Source organism: Kitasatospora sp. NRRL B-11411 (assembly GCF_000721345.1).
Lineage (GTDB): Bacteria > Actinomycetota > Actinomycetes > Streptomycetales > Streptomycetaceae > Kitasatospora > Kitasatospora cineracea.
The window spans coordinates 42314-68559 of the sequence record NZ_JOGH01000001.1 but is presented as its reverse complement, the minus strand read 5'-3'; the positions used below and the strand labels follow the sequence as shown (position 1 = coordinate 68559).

Annotated in this window: 28 protein-coding genes; 14 read left to right on the top strand and 14 right to left on the bottom strand. The window is 74.0% G+C overall.

Annotated elements, in window-relative coordinates:
• From IH44_RS0100340 to IH44_RS0100325, 4 genes are all read left to right on the top strand, one after another.
• Entirely contained in the window at positions 1-1167 is a 1167-nt protein-coding gene (locus IH44_RS0100340) for an ABC transporter permease (RefSeq protein WP_051816391.1), read from the top strand.
• The gene (locus IH44_RS0100335) at positions 1164-2429 is read left to right on the top strand and encodes an ABC transporter permease (protein WP_030457303.1); all 1266 of its coding nucleotides are present in this window, start codon (positions 1164-1166) and stop codon (positions 2427-2429) included. Before IH44_RS0100340 ends, IH44_RS0100335 begins: the two co-directional genes overlap by 4 nt.
• Positions 2426-2830: a cytidine deaminase gene (locus IH44_RS0100330; RefSeq protein ID WP_030457302.1), complete on the top strand. Its 405-nt coding sequence runs from the start codon at positions 2426-2428 to the stop codon at positions 2828-2830. Before IH44_RS0100335 ends, IH44_RS0100330 begins: the two co-directional genes overlap by 4 nt.
• 96 nt (positions 2831-2926) lie before the next feature.
• A complete protein-coding gene (locus IH44_RS0100325; protein ID WP_030457301.1) occupies positions 2927-4204 on the top strand; it encodes a thymidine phosphorylase in 1278 nt (425 codons plus the stop codon).
• Positions 4205-4231: 27 nt separating this feature from the next.
• Here IH44_RS0100325 and IH44_RS0100320 read toward each other — a convergent pair whose 3' ends face one another.
• Together IH44_RS0100320 and IH44_RS0100315 are read right to left on the bottom strand one after the other, a co-directional pair.
• Positions 4232-4732: a Uma2 family endonuclease gene (locus tag IH44_RS0100320; RefSeq protein WP_051816390.1), complete on the bottom strand. Its 501-nt coding sequence runs from the start codon at positions 4730-4732 to the stop codon at positions 4232-4234.
• Entirely contained in the window at positions 4729-6000 is a 1272-nt protein-coding gene (locus tag IH44_RS0100315; protein WP_030457299.1) for an MFS transporter, read from the bottom strand. Before IH44_RS0100315 ends, IH44_RS0100320 begins: the two co-directional genes overlap by 4 nt.
• Before the next feature lie 64 nt (positions 6001-6064).
• On the opposite strand from IH44_RS0100315, the gene IH44_RS0100310 reads away from it, so the two are divergent.
• From IH44_RS0100310 to IH44_RS42280, 3 genes are all read left to right on the top strand, one after another.
• A complete protein-coding gene (locus IH44_RS0100310) occupies positions 6065-7021 on the top strand; it encodes a LysR family transcriptional regulator (RefSeq protein ID WP_030457298.1) in 957 nt (318 codons plus the stop codon).
• Positions 7022-7117: 96 nt separating this feature from the next.
• On the top strand, positions 7118-8266 hold the full coding sequence (locus tag IH44_RS0100305) for an adenosine deaminase (RefSeq protein ID WP_030457297.1): 1149 nt from the start codon (positions 7118-7120) through the stop codon (positions 8264-8266).
• A gap of 188 nt (positions 8267-8454) precedes the next feature.
• Positions 8455-8949 (top strand): hypothetical protein, encoded by a 495-nt coding sequence (locus tag IH44_RS42280; protein ID WP_051816389.1) that lies wholly within the window; start codon positions 8455-8457, stop codon positions 8947-8949.
• A 137-nt stretch (positions 8950-9086) separates the two neighbouring features.
• Here the strand turns inward: IH44_RS42280 and IH44_RS0100295 are convergent, their stop codons facing one another.
• Positions 9087-9269: a PspC domain-containing protein gene (locus IH44_RS0100295; RefSeq protein ID WP_030457295.1), complete on the bottom strand. Its 183-nt coding sequence runs from the start codon at positions 9267-9269 to the stop codon at positions 9087-9089.
• Between the two features lie 291 nt (positions 9270-9560).
• Here IH44_RS0100295 and IH44_RS0100290 point away from each other — a divergent pair, with 291 nt between their 5' ends.
• Entirely contained in the window at positions 9561-10370 is an 810-nt protein-coding gene (locus IH44_RS0100290) for a hypothetical protein (RefSeq protein ID WP_051816388.1), read from the top strand.
• 12 nt (positions 10371-10382) lie between these two features.
• On the opposite strand, the gene IH44_RS42275 is transcribed toward IH44_RS0100290, so the two are convergent.
• The 4 genes from IH44_RS42275 to IH44_RS0100270 all read right to left on the bottom strand — a co-directional run bounded on the left by IH44_RS42275 (position 10383) and on the right by IH44_RS0100270 (position 13710).
• A complete protein-coding gene (locus IH44_RS42275; protein WP_051816387.1) occupies positions 10383-11072 on the bottom strand; it encodes a VanZ family protein in 690 nt (229 codons plus the stop codon).
• Positions 11073-11169: 97 nt separating this feature from the next.
• On the bottom strand, positions 11170-11493 hold the full coding sequence (locus tag IH44_RS0100280) for a hypothetical protein (protein WP_030457292.1): 324 nt from the start codon (positions 11491-11493) through the stop codon (positions 11170-11172).
• The gene (locus tag IH44_RS0100275) at positions 11490-13001 is read right to left on the bottom strand and encodes a HAMP domain-containing sensor histidine kinase (RefSeq protein ID WP_030457291.1); all 1512 of its coding nucleotides are present in this window, start codon (positions 12999-13001) and stop codon (positions 11490-11492) included. Before IH44_RS0100275 ends, IH44_RS0100280 begins: the two co-directional genes overlap by 4 nt.
• Before the next feature lie 31 nt (positions 13002-13032).
• On the bottom strand, positions 13033-13710 hold the full coding sequence (locus IH44_RS0100270) for a response regulator transcription factor (RefSeq protein ID WP_198544925.1): 678 nt from the start codon (positions 13708-13710) through the stop codon (positions 13033-13035).
• A 283-nt stretch (positions 13711-13993) separates the two neighbouring features.
• On the opposite strand from IH44_RS0100270, the gene IH44_RS0100265 reads away from it, so the two are divergent.
• Complete coding sequence (locus tag IH44_RS0100265) at positions 13994-14800, top strand: SigE family RNA polymerase sigma factor (RefSeq protein ID WP_369794873.1); 807 nt, start codon at positions 13994-13996, stop codon at positions 14798-14800.
• Positions 14801-14971: 171 nt separating this feature from the next.
• Here IH44_RS0100265 and pth read toward each other — a convergent pair whose 3' ends face one another.
• The 5 genes from pth to deoC form a co-directional block, all read right to left on the bottom strand.
• Positions 14972-15547 carry an aminoacyl-tRNA hydrolase gene (gene pth, locus IH44_RS0100260; RefSeq protein WP_030457288.1) on the bottom strand — a complete coding sequence of 192 codons (576 nt, stop codon included), beginning with the start codon at positions 15545-15547 and terminating at the stop codon, positions 14972-14974.
• A 14-nt stretch (positions 15548-15561) separates the two neighbouring features.
• Positions 15562-16197 carry an ATP-binding protein gene (locus tag IH44_RS0100255; RefSeq protein ID WP_030457287.1) on the bottom strand — a complete coding sequence of 212 codons (636 nt, stop codon included), beginning with the start codon at positions 16195-16197 and terminating at the stop codon, positions 15562-15564.
• 196 nt (positions 16198-16393) lie between these two features.
• Positions 16394-17296: an aldehyde dehydrogenase family protein gene (locus IH44_RS0100250; RefSeq protein ID WP_030457286.1), complete on the bottom strand. Its 903-nt coding sequence runs from the start codon at positions 17294-17296 to the stop codon at positions 16394-16396.
• The gene (locus tag IH44_RS0100245; RefSeq protein WP_232794769.1) at positions 17289-18785 is read right to left on the bottom strand and encodes an aldehyde dehydrogenase family protein; all 1497 of its coding nucleotides are present in this window, start codon (positions 18783-18785) and stop codon (positions 17289-17291) included. The genes IH44_RS0100250 and IH44_RS0100245 overlap by 8 nt, the downstream gene beginning before the upstream one ends.
• A 5-nt stretch (positions 18786-18790) precedes the next feature.
• Positions 18791-19777, bottom strand: a complete 987-nt coding sequence (deoC, locus tag IH44_RS0100240; RefSeq protein WP_030457284.1) for a deoxyribose-phosphate aldolase — start codon at positions 19775-19777, stop codon at positions 18791-18793.
• A 127-nt stretch (positions 19778-19904) separates the two neighbouring features.
• Here deoC and IH44_RS0100235 point away from each other — a divergent pair, with 127 nt between their 5' ends.
• A complete protein-coding gene (locus IH44_RS0100235; RefSeq protein WP_030457283.1) occupies positions 19905-20495 on the top strand; it encodes a TetR family transcriptional regulator in 591 nt (196 codons plus the stop codon).
• Positions 20496-20502: 7 nt separating this feature from the next.
• Here the strand turns inward: IH44_RS0100235 and metG are convergent, their stop codons facing one another.
• The gene (gene metG / locus IH44_RS0100230) at positions 20503-22209 is read right to left on the bottom strand and encodes a methionine--tRNA ligase (protein ID WP_030457282.1); all 1707 of its coding nucleotides are present in this window, start codon (positions 22207-22209) and stop codon (positions 20503-20505) included.
• 287 nt (positions 22210-22496) lie between these two features.
• Between metG and IH44_RS0100225 the strand changes: the two genes are divergently transcribed.
• From IH44_RS0100225 to IH44_RS0100215, 3 genes are all read left to right on the top strand, one after another.
• A complete protein-coding gene (locus IH44_RS0100225) occupies positions 22497-23246 on the top strand; it encodes an ABC transporter ATP-binding protein (RefSeq protein ID WP_035953443.1) in 750 nt (249 codons plus the stop codon).
• Positions 23243-23986: an ABC transporter permease gene (locus IH44_RS0100220; protein WP_030457280.1), complete on the top strand. Its 744-nt coding sequence runs from the start codon at positions 23243-23245 to the stop codon at positions 23984-23986. Before IH44_RS0100225 ends, IH44_RS0100220 begins: the two co-directional genes overlap by 4 nt.
• 89 nt (positions 23987-24075) lie before the next feature.
• Entirely contained in the window at positions 24076-24741 is a 666-nt protein-coding gene (locus IH44_RS0100215; RefSeq protein ID WP_030457279.1) for a PH domain-containing protein, read from the top strand.
• Between the two features lie 26 nt (positions 24742-24767).
• Here the strand turns inward: IH44_RS0100215 and IH44_RS0100210 are convergent, their stop codons facing one another.
• Positions 24768-25757, bottom strand: a complete 990-nt coding sequence (locus IH44_RS0100210) for a zinc-binding dehydrogenase (RefSeq protein WP_030457278.1) — start codon at positions 25755-25757, stop codon at positions 24768-24770.
• A 113-nt stretch (positions 25758-25870) separates the two neighbouring features.
• Between IH44_RS0100210 and IH44_RS0100205 the strand changes: the two genes are divergently transcribed.
• Positions 25871-26215, top strand: a complete 345-nt coding sequence (locus IH44_RS0100205; RefSeq protein WP_035953441.1) for a helix-turn-helix transcriptional regulator — start codon at positions 25871-25873, stop codon at positions 26213-26215.
• Positions 26216-26246 lie beyond the last annotated feature (31 nt).

The following is a 26246-nucleotide window of genomic DNA, read 5'->3' as shown; positions in this document are numbered from 1 at the left end:
ATGACCAGTCCCAACCCCCCGGCCGCACCCGCGGCCAAGCGGTCGCTGCGCGAGCGCGTCGACCTGGAGCGGATCGGCCTCGCGCTGGCCGCCCCCGTGCTGGCCGTGCTGCTGTCGCTGATCATCGCCGGCACCCTGCTGGCGGTCTCCGGCCGCGACCCGTTCGACGCGTTCTCCATCATGTGGAACTACGGCACCGCGTCCGACGGCCAGGTCGCCACCCTGAACAAGGCCATCGTGTACTACCTGGCCGCGGCCGCCGCCGCGTTCGGGTTCCGGATGAACCTGTTCAACATCGGCATCGAGGGCCAGTACAAGCTGGCCATGCTGTTCGCCGCGTACGTGGGCAGCCAGATCGACCTGCCGGCCTTCGTGCAGATCCCGCTGCTGCTGGTGGTCGCCATGTGCGTCGGCGGCCTGTGGGCGTCGATCGCCGGCCTGCTGAAGGTCTACCGGGGCGTCAGCGAGGTCATCTCGACCATCATGCTGAACGCCATCGCCGTCGCGCTGATCGGCGTGCTGCTGGTGCCGGGCGTGCTCGCGCCGAAGACCAGCGGGACCACCAACTCGATCCAGACCGGCAAGATCTCCGAGTCCAGCCGGTTCTTCTCGTTCGAGACCCAGGGCGGCACCCTGTGGGGCTTCCTGGTGATCGCGGTGCTGGTCGGCGTGGTCTTCCACTTCACCCTGAACCGCACCCGGTTCGGCTTCGACCTGCGCGCCACCGGCCGCTCGGAGAGCGCCGCGGGCGCCTCCGGCGTCAACGTCAAACGCATGGTGATCACCTCGATCGTGGTCTCCGGCGCGCTGGCCGGCCTGGTCGGCCTGCCCGAACTCATGCAGAACACCCCGTACTTCGGGCAGAACGTGCAGAGCGGCCTCGGCTTCATCGGCATCTCGGTGGCGCTGCTCGGCCGCAACACCCCGATCGGCATCGCGTTCTCGGCGCTGCTGTTCGCCTTCCTGGACGCCTCCGGCGCCCAGCTGCCCACCCGGGGCGACTACCCGGCCGAGATCATCCCGGTGATCCAGGGCACCATCGTCATCTGCGTCGTCGTGGCCTACGAACTGGTGCGCCGCTACGGCCTCAAGCGCCAGCAGCAGAAGGTCGGCGCCGAGCTCGCCGCGCAGGCTGCCGCGGCCGCCCAGAAGGAGGTCGCGGCATGAGCACCGCAGTCGCCGACAAGCCCAAGACGCCGGCCGCCCCCGCGAAGCGGGCCAAGCTCACCTGGCCGGTGGTGCTGCTGCTGATCGCGCTCGCCCTGGTGCTGTTCGCCGCCGTCGGCGCCGCCACCGGCAACCACGGCCTGACCTCCTCCGGCCAGATCACCGCCGCGCTGGCCTCCGCCGTCCCGATCGCCATGGCCGGCCTCGGCGGCCTCTGGGCGGAGCGCGCGGGCGTGGTCAACATCGGCCTCGAAGGCATGATGGTGGCCGGCACCTTCTGCGGTGCCTGGGGCGGCTTCCTGGTCAACCCGTGGGTCGGCCTGCTGGCCGGCATGGCGGGCGGCGCGCTCGGCGGCCTGCTGCACGCGCTGGTCACCGTCACCTTCGGCGTCGACCACATCGTCTCCGGCGTCGGCATCAACCTGCTGATCCCCGGCATCTGCGCCTACGTCAACCGGATCTACTACAAGGACTACGTGGCCGACGGCGCCGGTGCCAACCAGTCGCCGCCCGCCGACGCGCTGCCCACCTTCACCTTCCCCGGCCTGTCGAGCTGGCTGGACGGCATCGAGCAGCACCACTGGTTCCTGGTCTCCGACGTGGCGGGCATCGTCCGCGGCCTGGTCACCGACCTGTCGGTGGTCACCCTGATCGCCGCCGCGCTGCTGGTCGCCAGCTACTTCCTGCTCTGGCGCACCGTGTTCGGCCTGCGGCTGCGCTCCTGCGGCGAGAACCCGACCGCCGCCGAGTCGCTGGGCGTCAACGTCTACAAGTACAAGTACCTCGCGGTGGTCGCCTCCGGCGCCTTCGCGGGCCTCGGCGGCGCCTACCTGTCGCTGGTCGCCGCGCACTTCTACCGGGACGGCCAGACCCAGGGCCGCGGCTTCATCGGCCTGGCCGCGATGATCTTCGGCAACTGGATGCCGGGCGGCCTGGCCGCCGGCGCGGGCCTGTTCGGCTTCACCGACAGCCTCCAGCTGCGCGACGCCGACTCGGTGCACGTGCTGCTGCTGGTGGTCGCCATCGCGATGGCGCTGCTCGCGCTCTGGCAGTTCTACCGCCGCAAGCTCACCGCCGGCGTGATCAGCCTGGTCGTCGCGGGCGGCACCGCCACCTGGTACGCCTGCACCGACCAGGTGCAGCGCCCGCTGATCGTCGCCACCCCGTACGTCATCACCCTGGTGGTGCTCGCGCTGGCCTCGCAGCGGCTGCGGATGCCCAAGGCCGACGGCCAGGTCTACCGCAAGGGGCAGGCCAAGTGACGGCGGCCGTCGAGGTCGGGGACGTCGACTGGGAGGCGCTGCGGGAGGCCGCCCGGGCCGCGATGCGGCACGCGTACGCGCCCTACAGCAAGTACCCGGTCGGGGCCGCGGCCCTGGTCGAGGACGGCCGCACGGTGGTCGGCTGCAACGTGGAGAACGCCTCGTACGGCCTCGGCCTGTGCGCCGAGTGCGGGCTGGTCTCCGCGCTGCACGCCTCCGGCGGCGGCCGGCTGGTCGCCTTCACCTGCGTGGACGGCGGCGGCGAGCTGCTGATGCCGTGCGGGCGCTGCCGGCAGCTGCTGTACGAGCACGGCGGGCCCGACCTGCTGGTCGAACTGCCCTCCGGGGTGCGGCCGATGAGCGAGGTGCTGCCGGACGCGTTCGGGCCGGACAAGTTGTAGCTGTTTGCCTGGTTACGCGCGTAGAGTGTCGCGGGGGACATCCCGCGGCACTCTACGCATTTCACCTCTTACGGCCACCTCTTCTGGAGCACGTGTATGGACGCCATCTCCGTCATCCGGGCCAAGCGCGACCGGGGCGAACTGACCGACCCCCAGATCGACTGGGTCATCGACGCCTACACCCGCGGCGAGGTCGCCGACGAGCAGATGTCCGCCCTGGCCATGGCCATCCTGCTGAACGGCATGACGGCCCGGGAGATCAGCCGCTGGACCGACGCGATGATCCGCTCCGGCGAGCGGATGGACTTCTCCTCGCTCGGCGTCCCCACCGCCGACAAGCACTCCACCGGCGGCGTCGGCGACAAGATCACCCTCCCGCTCGCCCCGCTGGTCGCCGCCTGCGGCGCCGCCGTCCCGCAGCTCTCCGGCCGCGGCCTCGGCCACACCGGCGGCACCCTCGACAAGCTGGAGTCCATCCCCGGCTGGCGCGCCCTGCTCTCCAACGAGGAGATGCTCGACGTGCTGCGCGGCTGCGGCGCCGTCATCTGCGCCGCCGGCGACGGGCTCGCCCCCGCCGACAAGAAGCTCTACGCCCTGCGCGACGTCACCGGCACCGTCGAGGCCATCCCGCTGATCGCCTCCTCGATCATGTCCAAGAAGATCGCCGAAGGCACCGGCGCCCTCGTCCTGGACGTCAAGGTCGGCTCCGGCGCCTTCATGAAGAACCTCGACGACGCCCGCGAACTCGCCCGCACCATGGTCGGGTTGGGCAGCTCCGCCGGGGTCGCCACGGTCGCCCTGCTCACCGACATGTCCACCCCGCTCGGGCTCACCGCCGGCAACGCGCTCGAAGTCCGCGAGTCGGTCGAGGTGCTGGCCGGCGGCGGCCCCGCCGACGTCGTCGAACTCACCCTCGCCCTCGCCCGCGAGATGCTCGCCGCCGCGGGCGTCCACGGCAAGGACCCGGCCGACGCCCTGCGCGACGGCACCGCCATGGACCACTGGCGCCGCATGATCGCCGCCCAGGGCGGCGACCCCGACGCCCCCCTCCCGGTCGCCCGCGAGACCCACGTCGTCCCCGCCCCCGCCACCGGCGTCCTCACCGCCCTCGACGCCTACGCCGTCGGCGTCGCCGCCTGGCGCCTCGGCGCCGGCCGCGCCCGCAAGGAGGACCCGGTCCAGGCCGGCGCCGGCGTCGAACTCCACGCCAAGCCGGGCGACCCGGTGACCGCCGGCCAGCCCCTGCTCACCCTGCACACCGACACCCCCGAGCGCTTCCCCTACGCCCTGGAGTCCCTGGAGGGCGCCGTCACCGTCGCCCCCGCCGGCACGGCGTTCACCCCGGCGCCGATCGTGCTGGACCGGATCGGCTAGCGGTGCACCGGCGTCCTGCTAGCCGGATTAGGTGCGCAGGACGCCGGTGTCGAGGGTCCAGGGGCCGACGGTGATCACGTCGCCGAAGGCGAAGTCGGTGCGGCGGGTGTAGTTCGGTTCGTCGTGCACGATGCCGGTGCCCGTGCGGGGGTCGACGAGCAGGTAGGTCGGGATGCCCATGGCGGCGTAGTCACGGGCCCTGGTCCGGTGGTCGAACTCCAGGAAGTGCGGGGCGACGACCTCCACGACCAGGAGCGGGCGGGCGACCGGGGCCGGGAGGACCGCGAGGTCGGGACGGCGCAGGAGGCCCAGGGACGGGGCTTCCAGGGGCGCGGCCGGGACCACCCGTCCGGGGGCCGCCGGCTGGGCGGCCAGTTGACGCCGGACCAGCTCGACGGCGGCGCCGTGCCTGGGGCCCGGCAGGAGCGCGAGGTGAACCGTGCCCTCGGCGATCTCCGGAGCCCGCAGGTCCGGCACCGCGGGCACCAGGTCGGCCAGTGCCCGCAGTGCTCGGTATTCGTCGGTCATGCCCGCACGGTAGCGGCCCCCGCGCGGCGGGTGGCGTGGGCGCGGTGGGTGGCGTAGAGGGTGACGCCGGCCGCGCAGGCCATGGCGGTGAGGGCGACGGTGGCGGTGCCGGACCAGCCGGTGGAGTGGTAGGCGTCGGCGCCGAGGGTGCCGCCGAGGCTGTTGCCCAGGTAGTAGGCGATCAGGTAGAGGGCGGAGGCCTGGGCGCGGCCGGTGGTGGCGGTGCGGCCGACGGCGGAGGAGGCGGTGGCGTGGCCGGCGAAGAAGCCGGCGGTGATCAGGACCAGGCCGAGGACCGCGCAGAGCAGGGAGCCGACGAGGGAGAGCAGCAGGCCGGCGGTGGTGGTGCCGATCGCCAGGTAGAGGGTGCCGCGGCGGCCGCAGCGGGCGGTCAGCCGGCCCGCGGAGGCGGAGGACGCGGTGCCGACCAGGTAGACCACGAAGATCGAGGCGGCCACCGACTCCGGGAGGTGGAAGGGGGCGGCGGTCAGCCGGTAGCCGACCGTGTTGTAGACCGCGCCGAAGACGGCCATGAAGAGCATGCCCAGCGCGTACAGCCGCAGCAGCAGCGGGTTGCGCAGGTGCGCGGTGACGGTGGCGGCCAGGGCCCGGGCGTCGACGGGGGCGCGGCGGAAGTGCCGGGCGCGCGGGACCAGAGCGCGGAAGGCGAGCGCGGCGAGCAGCGCCAGGGCGGCCGAGACCGCCAGCCCCCAGCGCCAGCCCCAGGCGGCCGCGGCCCAGCCGGAGACCAGCCGGCCGCCCATCCCGCCGATCGAGTTGCCCGCCACGTACAGCCCCATCGCGGAGGCCAGCGCCGACGGGTGCACCTCTTCGGCGAGGTAGGCCATCGCGGTGGCGGGCAGGCCGGCCAGGGCCGCGCCCTGCACCGCGCGCAGCACCACCAGGGTGGTGAGGTCCGGGGCGAACGGCAGGGCCACGGCGAGCAGCGCGGCGGCCAGGGTGGAGGCCGTCATCACGGCGGTGCGCCCGTAGCGGTCGGACAGGGCGCTGGCCGGGAGCAGGGCGAGGGCGAGTCCGAGGGTGGAGGCGGAGGCCGTCCAGCTGGCCTGACCGGGTGTCAGGCCGAGGTCGGCGGAGAGGATCGGCAGCAGGCCCTGGGTCGAGTACAGCAGGACGAAGGTGGCCACTCCCGCCGCGAACAGGGCGAGGTTGGCGCGGCGGAAGTCCCGGCTGCCGGGGCGCAGGCGCAGGTCGGCGGGGGTGCTGGTGGGGGCGGGCGCGGACGCCTCGGTACTGGCGGGCTGCATGGTGCCGACGCTAGGCCCGGGCTGCTTGATGCGTCCAATGCATGAATGGGAGAGCATTGATGCCATGACGCATGAGAGCAGCTCCGGGTCCGCCCGCCTCGCCGAACTCGGCCCGGACGCCGATGTGACCCTGCTCGCACCGCAGTTGGCGGAGTTCGCGGCGGTCGCCCGGCTGGAGCACGTCACCCAGGCCGCCCAGCTGCTCGGCAGGCCGCAGCCCACCCTGTCGCGCGCCATCGCCCGGCTGGAGGCCGACCTGGGCGTCGGCCTGCTCGCCCGGCAGGGCCGCACCGTCCGGCTCACCCGCTCCGGCCGGATCCTGCTGGACGCCGTGGAGCGGGCCCTCGCCGAGGTCGAGCGCGGCGTCGAGGCGGCCCGGGCGGAGGCCGACCCGGCGGCCGGGCGGGTCGCCTTCGGCTTCCTGCACACCATGGGCACGGATGCCGTCCCCGCCCTGCTGCGCGGCTTCCGGGCCGGGCACCCGCGGGTGCGCTTCCAACTGGTCCAGGACTACGTGGCCGCGATGCTGGAGCGCCTGCGGGCCGGGGAGCTCGACCTGTGCCTGGTCTCCCCGCTCCCGGACGAACCCGGCCTGACCGCCCGGCCGCTGGACGAGCAGCGGCTCTTCCTCACCGTCCCCGCCGACCACCGCCTCGCGGCCCGCCGCCGGATCCGGCTCGCCGAGGTCGCGCGGGAGAGCTGGGTGACGGTCGAGGAGGGGTACGGGCTGCGCCACATCATGGAGGGCTTCTGCGCGGAGGCCGGGTTCACCCCGCGGATCGCCTTCGAGGGCGAGGAGGTCGAGACCCTGCGCGGCCTGGTCGCGGCCGGCCTCGGCGTCGCGCTGCTCCCGCCCGCGCTGGTCCCCCGCCCCGGCGTCGTCGAACTGGAGGTCACCGCCCCCCGTACCCGCCGCGCCATCGGCCTCGCCTGGCACGCGAACCGCCCGCTCACGCCGCCGGCGGCGGCCTTCCGCGACTTCGTGCTCTCGCGCCGGGGGAGCATCCTGGCGCACGACTGAGAGGCTCCTCCGCGGGGGTGGGCCGACGGGTGTCCCGGTTCGGTCGGGGTGGCGTGGCGATAGGCAATCTACGCGCGTAGGGGCTATGCTCCGGCAATGGAGAAGCAGATCAGTGCAATCGCGGGCACCACGGCCCCGCGCGTTCCCACCCCCGAGCAGATCGTCCGGGCACCGAAGGTGCTGCTGCACGACCACCTGGACGGCGGGCTGCGGCCGGAGACGATCGTCGAACTGGCCGCCGACTGCGGCTACCGGGGGCTGCCGACCACGGACCCGAAGGAGCTCGGGGAGTGGTTCCGGGAGGCGGCCGACTCCGGGTCGCTGGAGCGGTACCTGGAGACCTTCGCGCACACCTGCGCGGTGATGCAGACCCGGGCCGCGCTGGTGCGGGTCGCGGCGGACTGCGCGGAGGACCTGGCCGCCGACGGGGTGGTGTACGCCGAGGTGCGGTACGCGCCGGAGCAGCACCTGGAGGCCGGACTGAGCCTGGACGAGGTGGTGGAGGCCGTCAACGAGGGCTTCCGGCTGGGCGAGGCCAACGCCCGGGCCCGCGGGCACCGGATCCGGGTCGGGACGCTGCTGACCGCGATGCGGCACGCCGCCCGTTCGCAGGAGATCGCCGAGCTGGCCAACCGGCACCGGGACCGCGGCGTGGTCGGGTTCGACATCGCGGGCGCCGAGGCGGGCCACCCGCCGACCCGGCACCAGGCGGCGTTCGACTACCTCAAGGGCGAGAACAACCACTTCACCATCCACGCGGGCGAGGCGTTCGGCCTGCCGTCGATCTGGGAGGCGCTGCAGTGCTGCGGCGCGGACCGGCTCGGCCACGGGGTGCGGATCGTGGACGACATCACCGTCGGTGCGGACGGCCGGGTCGAGCTGGGCCGGCTGGCCGCGTACGTCCGGGACAAGCGGATCCCGCTGGAGATGTGCCCGACCTCCAACCTGCAGACCGGCGCGGCCTCCTCGTACGCCGAGCACCCGCTCGGGCTGCTGGCCCGGCTGAAGTTCCGGGTCACCGTCAACACCGACAACCGGCTGATGAGCGGCACCTCGATGAGCCGCGAGTTCGCGCACCTGGTGGAGGCGTTCGGGTACACCCTGGCGGACCTGGAGTGGTTCACCGTCAACGCGATGAAGTCGGCGTTCCTGCCGTTCGACGAGCGGCTGGCGATGATCAGCGACGTGATCAAGCCCGGGTACGCCGAGCTGAAGGCGGAGTGGCTGTTCGGCCCGCGCGGCTAGCGGACCGGGGCGGCTCCGGCGTCCAGGGAGATGGTCGGACTTATCACTCTCCGGAGTGGTCGGGCTTTGGAGGGCGCGGGGACTTCTCACTACGGTGGGCCGGTCACTGCTGACTCGGTGTGACGGCGACGTCCCCGACTCCGGGCGTCCGCCGGTGCACCGGCCCGACCAGGACTGAGGACGCACACATGAAGCAGGCCACTCTCAAGGTCGCCGGCACCGCCGCGCTCGGCGTCGCCTTCGCCGCCGTCGCCGCGGGCTCCGCCGCCGCCGCGCCGGCCGCCCCCGGCGGCCTCGGACTGCCGACCGGCGCGCTCACCAACCCCGGCGTGACCGGTGCGGCCACCGGCGCGGTGAGCAAGCTCCCCGGCGGCGACCAGCTCGGCACGGTCACCGGCACCCTCAACCCGGCCGCCGGCGCCCCGGCCCACGCCCCCGCCGCCGAGCAGGCCCCGCCGGTCGCCGAGCAGACCGGCCCGGGCGGCGCCGACCAGATGCAGGGCGCCCCGGCGCCGTCCGCGCCCGCCGCGGCGGCCAACCGGGTCGGCGGCCTGGACTCCGTCCCCGGCGGCCAGGGCCTGGCCAAGACCCCGGTCGGCGGCGTGGTCGGCACCCTGAGCAGCCTCTCCCCGACCGGCGGCGGCGCCCCGGGCCTGCCCAGCCTGCCGGGCCTGGGCGGCTGACGCACCGGACGCGGACGCACGACAGGGGCCGTTCCCGCTGGGGGGAACGGCCCCTGTCGTGCGTGCCGGAGCGCCGGGCTCGACGGCGGGCCCGGGCGGCGGGCCCGGGCGGCGCGGGCCGGGCGGCGCGGGCCGGGTCACGGCCCCTGGGGGAGCAGCAGCCACAGCGCCAGGTAGACCAGGAACTGCGGGCCGGGCAGCAGGCAGGACACCAGGAAGATGATCCGGACCGTCCACGGGTCCAGCCCGAAGCGCTGGGCGATCCCGGCGCAGACGCCGGCGATGACGCGACGGTGGCGGGGGCGGGCGAGGGTGCTCATCTTCTCCTCCGTGGGGGTGGGCCCGGTGCGGTCCGTCCGACCGGGCGATGACTCCATCCTGCCGCCGTGACCTGGCCTTTCGCGTCAGCCGCGAAGCCGATCCGGACCCTGGTGCGGTCCCCGGGCGGGAGGACGCCGGACTCGGGGTCGGCTCCGGGGACACCCTGAGTTTGTGCGACGGGTCATCGAAGGTAATGGGGTAGTAAATAAGTGGGAGGTAAGGCAAGGGTCGTTTCCGGTCGCTGGAAGACTCGCGCATCCGATCGTCATAGGAAACGGGAACAGACTCTGATGCGTGCGAACCGGCTGCTGGCCGTCACCGTGCTCTCCGTCCTCGGTGTCACCGGCCTGACGGCCTGTGGTCCCGACGCGACCAAGAAGGGCGACTCCGCGCCCGCCGCCTCCGGCTCCGCCGGTGCCGCCGCCTCGAAGCCCGCGGCGGGCGGTGGCCTGGAGGGGCTGTCGGTCGAGCAGATCATGACGAAGATGCGGGCCGCCAACGGGAAGCTCAAGAGCGTCAAGGCCGCCTTCCAGGTGCAGGAGTCGGAGGGCGACATCAGCGGTGACGTCGCCGCCGACTCCACCGGCAACTGCGCCGGCACCATCGGCATCAAGGGCAAGGGCAAGGCGGAGATCCTGCGCATCGGCGGGAAGGTGTGGCTCAAGCCGGACGCCGAGTTCATCAAGGTGGTCGTCCCGGGCGCCAACACCTCGGTCGCCAACCTGATCTCCGGCAAGTGGCTGACCTCCACGAAGTCCGCCACCATGGCCGGCCGCTTCGACCAGTTCTGCGACATGCCGCTGGGCCTGATGAAGAAGGCCGGCCTGAACGAGGACGGCACGCCGGACAACAGCGGGACCAAGAACAGCACCAAGAAGGTCGGCGGGGTCGACGCGGTCGTCCTCACCGTGGGGGGCGAGGAGAGCGGCAAGCAGATGGAGGTCGCCATCGCCGACCAGGGCGAGGCCTACCTGCTCTCGGTCGACGGCGGCGAGAGCGGCAGCATGCGGTTCAGCGACTTCGACAAGCCGGTGCCGGCGACCGCCCCGGCGGCCGACCAGGTCGTCGACGTGGACAGTCTGAAGAAGGCCGCGGGCTGATCCGTCCGGTGCTCAGCCCCGCGGCGCGGCCGGGGGGCCGAGCACCTGCAGGGCCGGGCGGGGGAGCGTCCGGTTCCGGTCCTCGGTGCGGCCGGCGGCCGGTGCCGGGGTGCCCTCGGCGGCTTCGGCCACCCCTGCGGTCTCGGCGGTCTCGGCGGCCTCGATCCAGCCGGCGGTGGAGCGGCGGCGGTCCAGGGCGCGCAGCGGGGGCATCAGCAGCAGGTGGGCCAGGGCCGCGCCCGCGATGCCGAGCAGGACGTCGTCCACGTCCAGGACGTGGCCGGGGGCCCAGCCCTCCAGGATCTCCAGGGCGGTGCCGAGCAGTGCGGCCGCGCCGGTGGTGCGCAGGAAGGACAGCAGCCAGGAGCGGCGGGGGGAGCCCACGGCGAGCGGCAGCAGCACCCCGATCGGGGCCAACGGCAGCATGCCGGAGCCGAGTTGGCGGACGGCGGCGGCCGGGCCGAGGGACAGCGCCTGGTGGACCGAGGAGAACGGGCTGAGGTTGGGCGGGCTGGTCCAGGCGACCGGGACGGGCCGCAGGCTCAGCCAGCCGAGCAGCAGCAGGTGCAGGCCGAGCAGCAGCCGGGCCGCCGTCCGCGACCGGTACGGCGCCGCCGCTCCGGCACCGGCCCGCCCGGCCGTCGGTCGGCGGGTCGGGCGGTGGTCGGCGGTCGCGGGGTCGCGGGGTGCGGTGGTGTGCACACTGCGGGGGACGCAGGTTCCGTCCGGCCCGGTTCCCCGCGGCCGTCCGGCGACCCCGCCGGGTCCTGTGGTCTTCCGCACCCCCGTCGCCCCCGGCTCAGGGGCAGGTGCTGGCGGACGGGGCGACGAACGCACTGCTGGGGGTGGCCGGCGGCGCCGGGGCCGGGGTCCGGCCGGCCGCCGGGGAGGGGCCGGGCGCGGGGACGGCGGACGGGGAGGCGCTCTCGGGCGCCATCGGGACCAGCACCTCGCCCGGGCAGGCGGTGCGGCTGGCCGGGGCGCCGGCGTCCACCGGCACCTCGGTGGGGCGGATGCCGCAGCCGGCCAGCAGCGCGGGGGCGAGCAGGCCGCCGGCCAGCACGGCCAGCGCGCGGGACCGGTGGGCCCGGCGGGCGGGACGGGGACGGGGACGGGGGGTCATCGGCGGTCCTCCGGCCCGGGGGCGGGCGGCTGGGTGAGCGGCAGGGTGAGGGTGAAGACCGCGCCGACGCCGTCCGGGTTGTTGGCGGCGGTGATGTCGCCGCCGTGGATCCGGGCGTTGGCCTCGGCGATGGACAGGCCCAGGCCGCTGCCCTCGGAGCGGGCCCGGCCCTTGTCGGCCTTGTAGAAGCGGTCGAAGACGTGCGGCAGCACGTCCTCCGGGATGCCGGGGCCGCCGTCGGAGACCGAGACGACGACGGTGTGCGCCTCGTCGTCCTGGCGGACCCTCACCTTCACCGGGGAGCCGCCGTGCTTGAGCGCGTTGCCGATCAGGTTGGCGAACACCACGTCCAGGCGGCGCGGGTCGACCACGGCCAGGATGCCGCGCGGGGCGTCCAGTTCGACCGCGTCGTACCAGGCCCGGCCGTCGATGCAGGACATGATCAGGTCGGCCATGTCGACCTCGTCGGCGACCAGCTTGGCGGTGCCCGCGTCGAACCGGGTCACCTCCATCAGGTTCTCCACCAGGCCGGACAGCCGGCGGGTCTCGGAGACCACGATCCGCACGGCCGGCTCGATCATCGGGTCGAGGGCGTCGGCCTCGTCCTCCAGGATGTCGGTGACGGCGGTCATCGCGGTCAGCGGGGTGCGCAGCTCGTGCGACATGTCGGCGACGAACCGGCGGGACTGCGCCTCGCGCGCGCTCAGCTCCGCGACCTGCTCCGAGAGCGACTCCGCGGTGCGGTTGAACGTCCTTGCCAGCTCGGCGAGTTCGTCGTTGCCCTCGACGTCGAGCCGGGTGTCCAGCTCGCCCTCGCCGAGCCGCCGGGCGGCGTCCCCGAGCCGGCGCACCGGCCGCAGCACGGTCGCCGAGGCGGCCTGGGCGAGCAGCGCCGAGCCGACCAGCGCCAGCAGGGTGGCGATCGCCAGCGAGACGCCCAGGGTGTTCAGGTCGGCCCGCTCGTTCTGCAGCGACTTGAACATGTAGGCGGTCGGCCCGCCCGGCACCACCTTCGTCCCGCCGACCACGTACGGCCCGGCCAGGTTCACCCGCTGCCAGTACAGGTGGTACTCGTACGGGTTGCCGGGGCCGGTCTCGCGCGGCTTGTTCACCGCGGTGACCAGCGCGGCCGGCACCTGCCGCAGCGAGAAGCCGATCGGGTCGGAGGACGCCGTGCAGCCCGGCACCGAGTCGTCGACCACCACCACGTCGTACGCCAGCCCGGAACTGGCCACCTGGACGGCCAGCATCCGCAGGTCCTGGCAGGTCGGGTGCAGCGGCAGCAGCGAGACGTTGCGGGTCAGCGAACCCCGGAAGTCGTTCAGCGCGGTGTCCTGGGCACGCTTGAGCACCGCGTCGCGGTTCAGCCAGTAGGCGATGCCGGACGCGGAGACGGCGGTGACCAGCGCGACCGCGGCGAACACCGCTATCAGCCGGACCCGCAGTGAACTGAGCCGCCGCCAGGACGCCGAACGGGCGCGGCGCGGCGCGGTCTGATGGTCGGTCAAAAAAGGCTCACCAGTCGGAGGGGGAGAAGGGTCACGCGGGCGGGTCGAGACGGTAGCCGACCCCGCGGACGGTGCGGATCAGCGTCGGCGCGGACGGCACGTCCTCGACCTTCGCCCGCAGCCGCTGCACGCAGGCGTCCACCAGCCGGGAGTCGCCCAGGTAGTCGTGCTCCCACACCAGCCGCAGCAGCTGCTGGCGGGAGAGCGCCTGCCCGGGGCGGCGGCTCAGCTCCAGCAGCAGCCGCAGCTCGGTCGGGGTCAGCTGGAGGTCCTGGCCGTCCTTGGTGACGGTCATCGCCGAACGGTCGATCACCAGGCCGCCGTACGCCGCCGAGTCCGAGCTCTCCCGCTCGCCGCGGCGCAGCACCGCGCGGATCCGGGCGTCCAGCACCCGGGGCTGCACCGGCTTGACCACGTAGTCGTCGGCGCCGGACTCGAGGCCGACCACCACGTCGATGTCGTCGGAACGGGCGGTCAGCAGGATGATCGGCAGCTGGTCGGTGCGGCGGATGCGCCGGCAGACCTCGAAGCCGTCGATGCCGGGCAGCATCACGTCCAGCACGATCAGGTCCGGGCGCTGCTCCTTGAACAGGCGCAGACCGTCCTCGCCGGACGCGGCGGCGGCCACCCGGTGACCCTGGCGGGTGAGGGCGAGCTCGAGGCCGGTGCGAATGGCGTCGTCGTCCTCGATCAGAAGCAGGAAAGACACGGGGGTCATTGTGTCCCACCCGGCCACCGGAAGCACCCACCCGGGTGACTCCCGGCGCACCGGGAACCGGACCGCCCCGCTCCGGCGTCCGCATCCGAGGAGCCCGGGACCGTCACGGACCGCCCCTCCTTGTGACAGCCCTGTGACAGTCGACGGACACCGCCATGACGCGCGGACGGCAGGATTTTCCTCGTCGCCGCAGAACGGAGCCGGGCCACCGCCCGGAACCGCAGCGGCGCAGAACCGCTCGTACCGACCATGGGGGTGCCCGATGACCGCAACGCTGACGACCCGAAACGCCGGGCCGCGTTCCGCCGTCCTCGGCACCAACCGGACGCGGCACGAGGAGGAGAACGCCGGCAACGTGCTCGTACGGGGGTGCGCGCACAACGCCGGAACCCGCCGCCCGGTCGTGGGGACCAGGAGCGGGGACACCACCCACGGCCGGTTGGGGAACCTGGCCGCGGGCCGGACGCTGCGGGTCGCACCGCAGACCTTCCGGGGCGAGCAGGCCGAACAGGGAGGCGCGCAGGGGGAGCACCCGGCCGCCGCGACGGACGAGGCGCGCGACATCGCCGAGTTCACCGCGTACGTGCGCGAGCGCCGCGCCTCCCTGTACGCCACCGCCTACCACCTCACCGGCGACCGCTACGAGGCCGAGGACCTGCTGCAGAGCGCCCTCTTCTCCACCTACCGCGCCTGGGGCCGGATCACCGACAAGGCCGCCGTCGGCGGGTACCTCCGCCGCACCATGACCAACCTGCACATCTCCGCCTGGCGCCGCCGCAAGGTCAACGAGTACCCGACCGAGGAACTCCCCGAGCACGCCGGCGACACCGACGCGATGGGCGGCACCGAACTGCGCGCCGTGCTCTGGCAGGCGCTCGCCAAGCTGCCCGAGAACCAGCGCACCATGCTCGTGCTGCGCTACTACGAGGGCCGCACCGACCCGGAGATCGCCGACATCCTCGGCATCAGCGTCGGCACCGTGAAGAGCTCCATCTGGCGCGCGCTGCGCCGGATGCGCGAGGACGAGCAGCTCAACCGCTCCGGCGACACCGTGCACGCCTTCGGCGAGCTGGTCGCCTGACGACACCGGGACTCCCGTCGGGGGACGGGCAGTGGGGGGAAGGGCGCGGGACACGGCGGACGGCTCGGGGGAGACGGCCGCGGGGGGAAGGTCCCGCACCCGAACGGAACGGGCGGGGCCCCGGTGCGGGGGAAACGGCACCGGGGCCCCGCCCGTTCGCCGTGCGCCGGTTCAGTGCGCGCCGGCGGTGTGCAGCACGTCCTGGGCGCGGTTCAGGCCGCGCAGCACGAACGCCTCCACGGCGTCCGCGCAGCGCTCCAGCAGCTCCGGCATCCGCTCCCGCTCCTCGTCCGAGAAGCGCTCCACCACGAAGTCGCTCACCTTCACGCCCTTCGCCGGGCGCCCCACGCCCACCCGCAGCCGGGCGTAGTCCGCGGTGCCCAGCGCCGCGTGCACCGAGCGGGCGCCGTTGTGCCCGCCCGGGCCGCCGCCGCGCTTCAACCGGGCCGCGCCGAACGGGAAGTCCAGGTCGTCCTGCACCACCAGCAGCCGTTCCAGCGGGACGCCGTGCCGGCGCAGCAGAGCGGCCACCGGGCGGCCCGACAGGTTGATCGACCACTGCGGTTCGGCCAGCAGCACGGTGCGGCCGTCCAGCTCGAACGAGGCGGTGCGGGTGGTCAGGCCGCGCCAGCGGGCGCCGTGCCGCTCGGCCAGCCGGTCGGCCACCAGGAAGCCCGCGTTGTGCCGCGTTCCCGCGTACCGGCGGGTCGGATTGCCCAGCCCCGCCACCAACCAGCGTCCGTCCATCGCCCCGCGCCCCCTCAGACCAGTTCGGCGGGCAGCTGCCGGGCCACCGCGGCGATCCGGCGGCCCGCCTCCACGCCGGAGCAGGCGTAGGAGCCCAGTTCGACCTGCCGGGCCACGATGCCGCGTTCGGCCCGCATCAGGCGCAGGCCCCGGCGGACCAGGTAGGGGACCGACTTGCGGCCCTCCCGGACGTCCCGCCGGAAGCGCCGCCAGGCCGTCGTGGACGGCTTGTTGCGCAGGCACAGGGCGTCGCCGAGCAGGCCCTCGGCGGCGCAGCGGCGGACCAGTTCGGCGGCGAAGATGCCCTCGGCGACGAAGCCGGCCGCGCCGTCCAGTTCCAGCAGGTGGCTGCCGGCCCGGCCGTTGTCCGGGATCGAGTACACCGGGACCTCGGCCCGGCCCTCGAAGGCCAGGGTCCGGATCGCGGCCAGTGCCTGTTCCGCGTGCCAGGAGAGCGGGGAGTCCCAGTCCGTCCCGCCGTCGTCGGGCAGTTGCGGCAGGGACGGGTCGTCGCCGTCCTTGTAGAAGTCGTCCAGCTGCAGCACCGGGAGGCCGCTGCGCTCGGCCAGCGAGGACTTCCCCGACCCCGAGGGGCCCGACAGCAGGATGACGCGGGATATCGGGCGGCGGTTCAGCGGGGTGTCACTCACGGGAAACCAGTCTGAGGCATCACAGGGGCAGCTCGGAACCCGCCGGTCGGCCCCTCCTGCGAACGGGGCGGGTGCGCGGGCATGGGGACGGGCCCGCACCAGGGGGGGGGAGAAGTGCGGGCCCGTCACGGCCGCCCGGGCCCCGGGGGGGGGTAGGGCACTGAGGACGGCCGGTCTGCGGGGTCGGGCGGGTGGGCTAGATGCCCATCGGGTGCCAGACCGTCTTGGTCTCCAGGAAGGAGAGGAGCCGCCCGGTGCCGGGAGCGGCCGTCCAGTCCTCGGCGGACGGGTCGGCGGCCGGCCGGACCACTCGCTTCAATGTATCCGCCGCCGACGCCTCCAGCGCCGCCGCCGCGCCGGGCCCGTCCGGGTCGATCGCCCCGGCCAGGTCGAGCGCGTTGACGTCCTGGTGCGAGGCCAGCGTCGGGGCGAGGTCCGCGGTGCGGCCGGAGAGCAGGTTGACCACGCCGCCCGGCACGTCCGAGGTGGCCAGCACCTCGCCCAGCGACAGCGCGGGCAGCGGGGCCTGCTCGGCCGCCGCGACCACCACGGTGTTGCCGGTGGCGATCGCCGGGGCGACCACCGACACCAGGCCCAGCAGCGAGAAGCCGGTGCCGGCCCGCGGCGCCAGGACGCCGACCACGCCGGTCGGCTCCGGGGTGGACAGGTTGAAGAACGGCCCCGCCACCGGGTTGGCGCCGCCCGCGACCTGCGCGACCTTGTCGGTCCAGCCCGCGTACCAGACCCAGCGGTCGATCGCCGCGTCCACCAGCGCCGCCGCCTTCTTCGCGCCCACGCCCTCGGCCGCCGCCACCTCGGCCGCGAACTGCTCCCGGCGGCCCTGCAGCATCTCGGCCACCCGGTACAGCACCTGGCCGCGGTTGTACGCGGTGGTGCCCGACCAGCCCTTCACCGCGGCGCGGGCCGCCAGCACGGCGTCCCGGGCGTCCTTGCGGGTGCCCAGCGGGGCGTTCGCCAGCCACTGGCCCTTGCTGTCGGTCACCTCGTACACCCGCCCGCTCTCCGAGCGCGGGAACTTCCCGCCGACGTACAGCTTGTAGGTCTTGAAGACGTCCAGTCGGACGGTGGTCTCAGACATCGAGGTACGCCTCCAGGCCGTGGCGACCGCCCTCGCGGCCGTAACCGGACTCCTTGTACCCGCCGAACGGCGAGGTCGGGTCGAACTTGTTGAAGGTGTTCGCCCACACCACGCCCGCCCGGAGCCGGTTCGCCATCCACAGGATGCGCGAGCCCTTCTCCGTCCAGATGCCCGCGGACAGGCCGTACGGGGTGTTGTTGGCCTTCTCCACCGCCTCGGCGGGGGTGCGGAAGGTCAGCACGGACAGCACCGGGCCGAAGATCTCCTCGCGGGCGATCCGGTGCGCCTGCGAGACGCCGGTGAACAGGGTCGGGCGGAACCAGTAGCCCGCGCCCGGGAGTTCGCACTCCGGGGCCCAGCGCTCGGCGCCCTCCTGCTCGCCCGCCGCGGCCAGCTCGGTGATCCGGGCCAGCTGCTCGGCCGAGTTGATCGCGCCGATGTCGGTGTTCTTGTCCAGCGGGTCGCCGACCCGCAGGGTGCCCATCCGGCGCTTGAGCGCGTCCAGCAGCTCGTCCTGCACCGACTCCTGCACCAGCAGGCGGCTGCCCGCGCAGCACACGTGGCCCTGGTTGAAGAAGATGCCGTTGACGATGCCCTCGACCGCCTGGTCCAGCGGCGCGTCGTCGAAGACGATGTTGGCGGCCTTGCCGCCCAGCTCCAGGCTCAGCTTCTTGCGGGTGCCCGCCAGCTGCTTGGCGATCGCCCGGCCCACCGGGGTCGAGCCGGTGAAGGCGACCTTGTTCACGTCCGGGTGCGCGGTCAGCGCGGCGCCGGTGCGGCCGTCGCCGGTGACGATGTTCACCACGCCCTTCGGCAGGCCCGCCTGGCGGCAGATCTCGGCGAAGCGCAGAGCCGTCAGCGGCGTCGTCTCGGCGGGCTTCAGGACCACCGTGTTGCCGGTGGCCAGCGCCGGGGCGACCTTCCAGGCCAGCATCAGCAGCGGGAAGTTCCACGGGATGACCTGCGCGGCCACGCCCAGCGGGCGCGGGTCCGGGCCCCAGCCCGCGTAGTCGAGCTTGTCGGCCCAGCCCGCGTAGTAGAAGAAGTGCGCGGCGACCAGCGGCAGGTCGACGTCGCGGGTCTCCCGGATCGGCTTGCCGTTGTCGATCGACTCCAGGACGGCCAGCTCGCGCGAGCGCTCCTGGATGATCCGGGCGATCCGGAACAGGTACTTGGCGCGCTCGCTGCCCGGCAGCGCCGACCAGTCGGCGAACGCCTTCCGGGCGGCCGCGACCGCGCGGTCCACGTCCTCCCCGGTGCCCTGGGCGAACTCGGCGAGCACCTGCTCGGTGGCCGGGTTGACGGTCTTCAGCGCCTCCGAGCCGGAGGAGTCGACGAACTCGCCGCCGATGAAGTGGCCGTAGCTCGTGGCGATCTCGCCCGCGGCGGCGGGGGACTCGGGGGCCGGGGCGTACGCGAACAGGCTCCCCGTGCGGGCGGGCCGCTGCGCGTCCCCGGCCGGGGTCTCGGTCTTCTTGGTCTTCGCCATCGTCCTCAGTCCACCGTCACGTAGTCGGGACCGGAGTACCGGCCGGTGCTCAGCTTCTGGCGCTGCATCAGCAGGTCGTTCAGCAGGCTGGAGGCGCCGAACCGGAACCAGTGCGGGCTCAGCCAGTCGTCGCCCAGGGTCTCGTTCACCATCACCAGGTACTTCATCGCGTCCTTGGTGGTGCGGATGCCGCCGGCCGGCTTCACGCCGATCTGCACGCCGGTCGCCGCGCGGAAGTCGCGCACCGCCTCCAGCATCAGCAGCGTCACCGGCGGGGTCGCGTTCACGGCGACCTTGCCGGTGGAGGTCTTGATGAAGTCCGCGCCGGCGATCATCGCCAGCCAGGACGCCCGGCGGACGTTGTCGTACGTCTGCAGCTCGCCGGTCTCGAAGATCACCTTGAGGTGGGCCGAGGTGCCGTCGGGGCGCTCGCAGGCCGCCTTGACGGCCCGGATCGTCTCGAACACCTCCAGGTAGCGGCCGGAGAGGAACGCGCCCCGGTCGATCACCATGTCGATCTCGTCCGCCCCGGCGGCGACCGCCTCCGCGGTGTCGGCCAGCTTGACCGGCAGGCCGGCCCGGCCGGAGGGGAACGCGGTGGCCACCGAGGCGACCTGGACGGCGCTGCCGCGCAGCGCCTCCTTCGCGGTCGCCACCATGTCCGGGTACACGCAGATCGCCGCGACCCGCGGGGTGGAGCGGTCCGACGGGTCGGGGCTGAGGCCCTTCGCGCACAGCGAGCGGACCTTGCCGACCGTGTCCGCGCCCTCCAGCGTGGTCAGGTCGATCATCGAGATGGCGAGGTCGATGGCGAAGGCCTTGGCGGTGGTCTTGATCGACCGCGTGCCGAGGGTGGCCGCCCGCGACTCCAGACCGACCTGATCGACCCCGGGCAGGCCGTGCAGGAAACGGCGCAAGGTGGCCTCGGACGCCGCGACGTCCGCGAGACCGCCGCCCGCGGCGCCGGGGGCGTTGGCTGCAAGAGTGGACATAGTCACCAGAGCAGCATATCTACGCGCGTAGGAAGCCGGTAGGGCGGGGCGGTTTCGAGTCCTGACCGAAATGTGCCCACCCACCGGAGCGGAGAGCGCCCGGCCCCGGGACGGGGACAATGGCGGGATGAGCGGCGGTACGAAGGCGCGGGGGCGGCGGCCCGGGGGCGGGGACACCCGGGGGGCGGTGCTGGCGGCGGCCCGGACGGAGTTCGCGGCGCGCGGCTACCAGAAGGCCAGCATGCGGGCGATCGCCCGGGCCGCGGGGGTGGACGCGGCGCTGCTGCACCACTACTTCGGCAGCAAGGACCGGCTGTTCATGGCGGCGCTGGAGTTCCCGCTCGACCCGCGCACGGTGGTGGAGAGCGTGTTCGCGGGCGACCCGGCGACGGTCGGCGAGCGGGTCGCGGGCTTCGTGCTGGGGCTGTGGGAGCAGCCGCCGGTGCGCGAGCGGCTGCTGGCGCTGGTGCGGACGGCCGCCGCCAGCGAGGAGGTCGCGGCGCTGATGCGCGACTTCATGGTGACCGAACTGGTCGCCCGGGTGGCCGGCCTGCTCGACCTGCCGGACCCGGAACTGCGGGTCGAACTGGTGATGTCGCAGGTCGTCGGCCTGGCGGTGGCCCGCTACGTGATCGCCGTCGAGCCGCTCGCCTCGGCACCCCCGGAGGTGCTGGCCCCCCTGCTGGGCCGCACCGTCCAGGGGTACCTGACGGGCTGAGGAGGCGTCAGGCGCCGCCGCCGAAGCGCTCGGTCCAGGCGGCCAGGTCCTCGTCGGTGATCTTGGCGAACAGCACCGGCGGGACGGTGAAGCCGGTGCCGGCCGGGACGAGCGACAGCTCCCGGGCCTCGTCGGCCGACACCCAGGTGCGGGTGTCGCCGTCCAGCGCGAAGGACTCCCGGATCGCCTTGGCCGCGGCCGGGATGAACGGCTCGGAGACCACCGAGTAGAGGTGGATCAGGTTGATCGCGGTGCGCAGGGTGCGCGCGGCCGCCTCCGGGTCGGTCTTGATCTGCGTCCACGGCGCGGTGACGTCCAGGTACGCGTTGCCCGCGGACCACAGCGCGCGCAGCGCCTGGGCGGCCTTGCGGAAGTTCAGCGCGTCGAGCTGGGCCTCGTACTCGGCGAGCAGCTCGGCGATCTGGGCGCCGAGGGCGAGCTCCGCCTCGCCGTTCGCCGCGCCGGCCGGGACCTCGTCGCCGAAGCGCTTGCGGCTGAAGGAGAGCACCCGGTTGACGAAGTTGCCCAGGGTGTCGGCGAGGTCCTTGTTGACGGTCGCCGCGAACAGGTCCCAGGTGAAGCTGGAGTCGTCGGACTCCGGGGCGTTCGCCATCAGGTAGTAGCGCCAGTAGTCGGCCGGCAGCAGCTCCAGCGCGACGTCGGTGAAGATGCCGAGCTTCTGGCTGGTGGAGAACTTCCCGCCGTAGTACGTCAGCCAGTTGAACGCCTTGACGTAGTCGACCTTCTTCCACGGCTTGCGCGAGCCGAGGATGGTGGCCGGGAACATCACGGTGTGGAACGGGACGTTGTCCTTGGCCATGAACTCGGTGTACCGGACGGTGTCGTCCGCCTCGTACCACCAGGAGCGCCAGTCGCCGCCGGTGGCGTCCGCCCACTCCTTGGTGGCGCCGATGTACTCGATCGGGGCGTCGAACCAGACGTAGAAGACCTTGCCCTCGGCGGCCAGTTCGGGCCAGGTGTCGGCCGGGACGGGGACGCCCCACTCCAGGTCGCGGGTGATCGCGCGGTCCTGCAGGCCCTCGGTCAGCCACTTGCGGGCGATCGAGGAGGCCAGCACCGGCCAGTTGTCGCCGTTGGCGGCGATCCAGGACTCGACCTCGTCGGTCAGCTTCGACTGCAGCAGGAACAGGTGCTTGGTCTCGCGGACCTCCAGCTCCGAGCTGCCGCTGATCGCCGAGCGCGGCTCCAGCAGGTCGGTCGGGTCGAGGACCCGGGTGCAGCTCTCGCACTGGTCGCCGCGGGCCTTGTCGTAGCCGCAGTGCGGGCAGGTGCCGACGATGTAGCGGTCCGGCAGGAAGCGGCCGTCCGCGATCGAGTAGACCTGGCGGATCGCCCGCTCCTCGATGAAGCCGTTGGCCTGCAGCTCGCGGGCGATCTCCTGGGTGATCTCCCGGTTCTGCGGGGAGGAGGAGCGGCCGAAGTAGTCGAAGGACAGCTGGAAGCCGTCGTAGATCGCCTTCTGCTGCTCGTGCGCCCGGGCGCAGAACTCGGCCACCGGCAGCCCGGCCTCCTGGGCGGCCAGCTCGGCGGGGGTGCCGTGCTCGTCGGTGGCGCAGATGTACAGCACCTCGTGGCCGCGCTGGCGCAGGTACCGGGAGTAGACGTCCGCCGGGAGCATCGACCCGACCATGTTGCCCAGGTGCTTGATCCCGTTGATGTAGGGAAGCGCGCTGGTGATCAACTGCCGAGTCATCTCTTGGATGCTCCCTGTTCTCCGGCGGGCGCGCCGACGCGCCCGCGGGTGGGTGTCAGAGGACCGGTGCGGGGCCGTCAGGGCAGCCGCCCGGCCGCCGCCAATCGTACCGAACCGGCCGGTCCCGGCCGGACCGGTTATCCGGGGGCTGTCAAGCGGGGCGGGCGGACCGGGGGAGCGGGCGGCGGGGACGGGCCGGGGCGCGGGCGGAGGAGCCCGCGGGGAACCTACGGGGAGCCGGTGTGCGGGCGCTTGACGCGGTCGGGGCGCGGCGAGAAACTCATCACATGATGAATTCTTCGGCGGGGCCGGCCGACGGCCCCGCGATCCGGATCGCCGGACTGGTCGTCCGCCGGGGCCCGGCCACCGTGCTGCCCGGCCTGGACCTGGAGGTCGGCCGGGGCAGCGTCACCGGCCTGCTGGGCCCCAGCGGCTGCGGCAAGACCACGCTGCTGCGCTGCGTCGTCGGCGTGCAGCGGACCGCCGTCGGGAGCGTCACCGTGCTCGGCCGGCCCGCCGGGGACGCCGCGCTGCGCGACCGGGTCGGGTACGTCACCCAGGCCCCCTCGGTCTACGGGGACCTCACCGTCGGCGAGAACCTCGACTACTTCGCCGCCGTCCTCGGCGCCCCGCCCGGCGCCGCCGCCCGGGCGATCGGCCAGGTCGGGCTGGACGCCCACCGCCGCACCCCCGTCGCCCGGCTCTCCGGCGGCCAGCGGGCCCGGGTCTCGCTCGCCGCCGCCCTGCTCGGACACCCCGAACTGCTGGTCCTGGACGAACCCACCGTCGGCCTCGACCCGGTGCTGCGGCAGGAGCTCTGGGAACTGTTCCGGCAGCTCGCCGCCGACGGCGCCACCCTGCTGGTCTCCAGCCACGTGATGGACGAGGCCACCCGCTGCGACCGGCTGCTGCTGATGCGCGAGGGCCGCCTGCTCGCCCACGACACCCCCGCCGCGCTGCTCGCCGCCACCGGCGCGGCCGACGTCGAGAGCGCCTTCCTCACCCTCGTGCGGACCGGACAGGAGGCCCACCGGTGAACGCCGCGACCCGCCGCACCCTCGCCACCGCCCGCCGGGTGCTGGCCCAACTGCGGCACGACCCGCGCACCGTGGCGATGCTGCTGCTGGTGCCCTGCCTGCTGCTCGTCCTGCTCAAGTACGTGTACGACGGGCAGCCCCGCACCTTCGACCGGCTCGGCCCCGAACTGCTCGGCGTCTTCCCGCTGCTGGTGATGTTCCTGGTCACCTCGGTCGCCATGCTCCGCGAACGCACCGGCGGCACCCTGGAACGCCTGCTCACCATGCCGCTCGGCAAGCCCGACCTGCTGCTCGGCTACGCGCTCGCCTTCGGCGCCGTCGCCCTGGTCCAGGCCGCCCTCGCCTCCGCCCTGACCATCGGCGTGCTCGGCCTCGACGTGGCCGGGCCGACCTGGATGCTGTTCGCCGTCGCGGTCGCCGACGGGCTGCTCGGGATGGCGCTGGGCCTGCTGGTCTCGGCGTTCGCCGCCACCGAGTTCCAGGCCGTCCAGTTCCTGCCCGCCGTCCTGCTGCCCCAACTGCTGCTCTGCGGGCTGTTCGTGCCCCGCGCCGAGATGGCCCCCGTGCTGCGCTGGCTCTCCGACGTCCTGCCGCTCTCGTACGCCGTCGACGCGATGGGCCGGACCACCGCGCAGGGCGGGGTGGGCGGCCGGGTCCTGGCCGACCTCGCCGTGGTGGCCGGGAGCGCCCTGCTCGCGCTCGCCCTCGGCGCCGCCACGCTGCGCCGCCGCACCGCCTGACCGGGCGGCCCGCGGGACGGTCATTCGTGACCGTCCCGTGCCCGGGTCGCCATTGGGGACGGCCGCGGCCCTGGGGCAGAATCGACGGCATGACCGAATCCGACCGGACACCCCACCAGGGTTCCGCCGCCGAGGAGCCCGTGTACGCCGACCGCGTCTACCGCTCCGTCCCCAGCGTCATCGCGGGCGCCATGATGCTCGCCGTCGCCGCCTGGCTGATCATCGACGCCGTCGTGTCCGGCACCGGAGCCACCCCGTGGGTCGCCCTCGCCGCCGCACCCGTCTTCGCCTTCCCGGTGATCGCCTACACCCTGCGGCCCGTGGTGCGCGCCAACGACCGGCGGCTGGTCGTCCGCAACCCGCTGCGCACGATCGTCGCGCCCTGGGGGAAGGTCGAGCAGCTCAAGGCGGGGTACTCGGTCGAGCTCTTCGCGGACGGCCGCAAGTTCCAGGTCTGGGCGATCCCGGTCTCGATCCGCCAGCGCAAGAAGGCCACCCGCCGGGCCACCCGGGCCGCGGCCGAGGGCGACCCGAACCTCCCGGCCCGGCCGGCCCGCAAGACCCCCCGCCCGGACCAGCTCGATCCCACCCGGGCCTGGTCCGACGCCGTGGTCACCGCCCTCCAGGAGCAGGCCGAGCGCAACGCCCACAAGCCCGCCGCGGCCGGCGAGCTGCAGGCCACCTGGTGCTGGTGGATCATCGCCCCGACCCTGGCGGGCCTGGTCGCGCTGGTCTCGGTGATCGCGGCGACCTGACCGGGGGCGCCCCCGGTGAGGGGCGCTCAGCGGTCGAGCGCGACGACGTACTTGCCCTCGGCCCGCCCGGCGGCCAGCAGGTCGTGCGCGGCGGGGACGGCGGCCAGGCCGGGCAGCACCGTCGGCGGGGTGTCCAGCGAGCCGGCCGCCAGCAGGTCGAGGGTGCGGCGGACGGCGCCGGCCACCTTCGCGGGGGCGTGGGTGAGCAGCCCGTTGTGGCTGAAGCCGGTGAGGGTGGCGTTGGCCCCCAGCAGGCGGGGGAGCGGCGGCAGCGGCGCGGGTTCGGCCCCGCTTGCGTTGCCGAACAGGACGATCCGGCCGCCCGGGGCGAGCAGGTCGAGGTCGAGGTCGAGCGCGGTGGTGCCCAGCGGGTCGAGGACCAGGTCGACGCCGCGGCCGCCGTTGGCCGCGCGCAGCTCGGCGGCCAGGTCGTCGCCGCCCCGGGCGTGCACGGCGTGGTAGCCGTGGCGGCGGGCGGCCCCGGCCTTCTCCGGACGGCCGACGGTGCCGAGCAGGCGGCCGCCGCCGAGGTGGGGCAGCAGGCGGGCGACGGCGGTGCCGATCCCGCCGCTCGCCGAGTGGACCAGCACGCTCTCGCCGGGGGCGAACCGCCCGGCGTCGGTGAGCAGCAGCAGCGCGGTGGCCAGGCCGAGCGGCGTGGTGGCGGCGACCTCCAGCGGGACGCCGTCCGGGACCGGGACGGTCAGCTCCGCGTCGGCGACCGCGACCTCGGCGAGACCGCCGCCGCGGGTGGCGGCGACCACCCGGGTGCCGACGGCGAGGTGGGTGACGCCCTCGCCGAGGGCCAGGACGGTGCCGGCGACCTCCTTGCCGGGGTGGTGCGGCCAGTCGGCGGTGTAGCCGCCGTCGCCGCGGCGGGCCATCACGTCGACGAAGTTGAGCCCGGCGTAGGCGACCTCGATGCTGACCTGGCCGGGGCCGGGCCGCGGCGGTTCGAGGTCGAGGACGTGGCTGTGCTCGGCGCCGCCGGCTTCGGTCATGACGAGTGCGCGCATGGTGGTCCCCCTGGATCGGTCCGGATCGGTCGCAGTTACGATGTTCTACGAACGTCGAAATTAGTACCACGCCATTTCGAGATCTGTCGAACATCGCAGGGAGAGGTGCCCCCGTGCCCCGAGCCAGCCGCCGCCGCGAGGCGCCCCACTACCCCGACACCGCCGACATCGACCTGCTGGACGTGCTGCACGCGCTCTCCGACCCGACCCGGATGACCATCGTGCTGACCCTCGGCCGGGAGCCCGAACGCGCCTGCGGCACCTTCCCGGTGGACGTCGCGCCCTCCACCCTCAGCCACCACTTCAAGGTCCTGCGCGAGGCCGGCCTGATCCGCCACCGCGAGGAGGCCAACCGCCGCCTGACCACCCTGCGCGCCGCCGACCTGGAGCAGCGCTTCCCGGGCCTGCTGGCCGTCGTGACCGCCGCGTACCGCACGCAGCAGGGCCCGGACGCGTGAACGTCCGGGCCCCGCAGGTGTGCTGACGATG

What these genes read in the sequence shown, in the direction of transcription:
- IH44_RS0100340 (WP_051816391.1), top strand. Translation starts at nt 1, where the DNA reads ATGACCAGTCCCAACCCCCCGGCCGCACCCGCGGCCAAGCGGTCGCTG.
- IH44_RS0100335 (WP_030457303.1), top strand. Translation starts at nt 1,164, where the DNA reads ATGAGCACCGCAGTCGCCGACAAGCCCAAGACGCCGGCCGCCCCCGCG.
- IH44_RS0100325 (WP_030457301.1), top strand. Translation starts at nt 2,927, where the DNA reads ATGGACGCCATCTCCGTCATCCGGGCCAAGCGCGACCGGGGCGAACTG.
- IH44_RS0100320 (WP_051816390.1), bottom strand. Translation starts at nt 4,732, where the DNA reads ATGACCGACGAATACCGAGCACTGCGGGCACTGGCCGACCTGGTGCCC.
- IH44_RS0100315 (WP_030457299.1), bottom strand. Translation starts at nt 6,000, where the DNA reads ATGCAGCCCGCCAGTACCGAGGCGTCCGCGCCCGCCCCCACCAGCACC.
- IH44_RS0100310 (WP_030457298.1), top strand. Translation starts at nt 6,065, where the DNA reads ATGACGCATGAGAGCAGCTCCGGGTCCGCCCGCCTCGCCGAACTCGGC.
- IH44_RS0100305 (WP_030457297.1), top strand. Translation starts at nt 7,118, where the DNA reads ATGGAGAAGCAGATCAGTGCAATCGCGGGCACCACGGCCCCGCGCGTT.
- IH44_RS42280 (WP_051816389.1), top strand. Translation starts at nt 8,455, where the DNA reads ATGAAGCAGGCCACTCTCAAGGTCGCCGGCACCGCCGCGCTCGGCGTC.
- IH44_RS0100295 (WP_030457295.1), bottom strand. Translation starts at nt 9,269, where the DNA reads ATGAGCACCCTCGCCCGCCCCCGCCACCGTCGCGTCATCGCCGGCGTC.
- IH44_RS0100290 (WP_051816388.1), top strand. Translation starts at nt 9,561, where the DNA reads ATGCGTGCGAACCGGCTGCTGGCCGTCACCGTGCTCTCCGTCCTCGGT.
- IH44_RS0100280 (WP_030457292.1), bottom strand. Translation starts at nt 11,493, where the DNA reads ATGACCCCCCGTCCCCGTCCCCGTCCCGCCCGCCGGGCCCACCGGTCC.
- pth (WP_030457288.1), bottom strand. Translation starts at nt 15,547, where the DNA reads ATGGACGGACGCTGGTTGGTGGCGGGGCTGGGCAATCCGACCCGCCGG.
- IH44_RS0100250 (WP_030457286.1), bottom strand. Translation starts at nt 17,296, where the DNA reads ATGTCTGAGACCACCGTCCGACTGGACGTCTTCAAGACCTACAAGCTG.
- IH44_RS0100245 (WP_232794769.1), bottom strand. Translation starts at nt 18,785, where the DNA reads ATGGCGAAGACCAAGAAGACCGAGACCCCGGCCGGGGACGCGCAGCGG.
- deoC (WP_030457284.1), bottom strand. Translation starts at nt 19,777, where the DNA reads ATGTCCACTCTTGCAGCCAACGCCCCCGGCGCCGCGGGCGGCGGTCTC.
- IH44_RS0100235 (WP_030457283.1), top strand. Translation starts at nt 19,905, where the DNA reads ATGAGCGGCGGTACGAAGGCGCGGGGGCGGCGGCCCGGGGGCGGGGAC.
- metG (WP_030457282.1), bottom strand. Translation starts at nt 22,209, where the DNA reads ATGACTCGGCAGTTGATCACCAGCGCGCTTCCCTACATCAACGGGATC.
- IH44_RS0100225 (WP_035953443.1), top strand. Translation starts at nt 22,497, where the DNA reads ATGATGAATTCTTCGGCGGGGCCGGCCGACGGCCCCGCGATCCGGATC.
- IH44_RS0100215 (WP_030457279.1), top strand. Translation starts at nt 24,076, where the DNA reads ATGACCGAATCCGACCGGACACCCCACCAGGGTTCCGCCGCCGAGGAG.
- IH44_RS0100210 (WP_030457278.1), bottom strand. Translation starts at nt 25,757, where the DNA reads ATGCGCGCACTCGTCATGACCGAAGCCGGCGGCGCCGAGCACAGCCAC.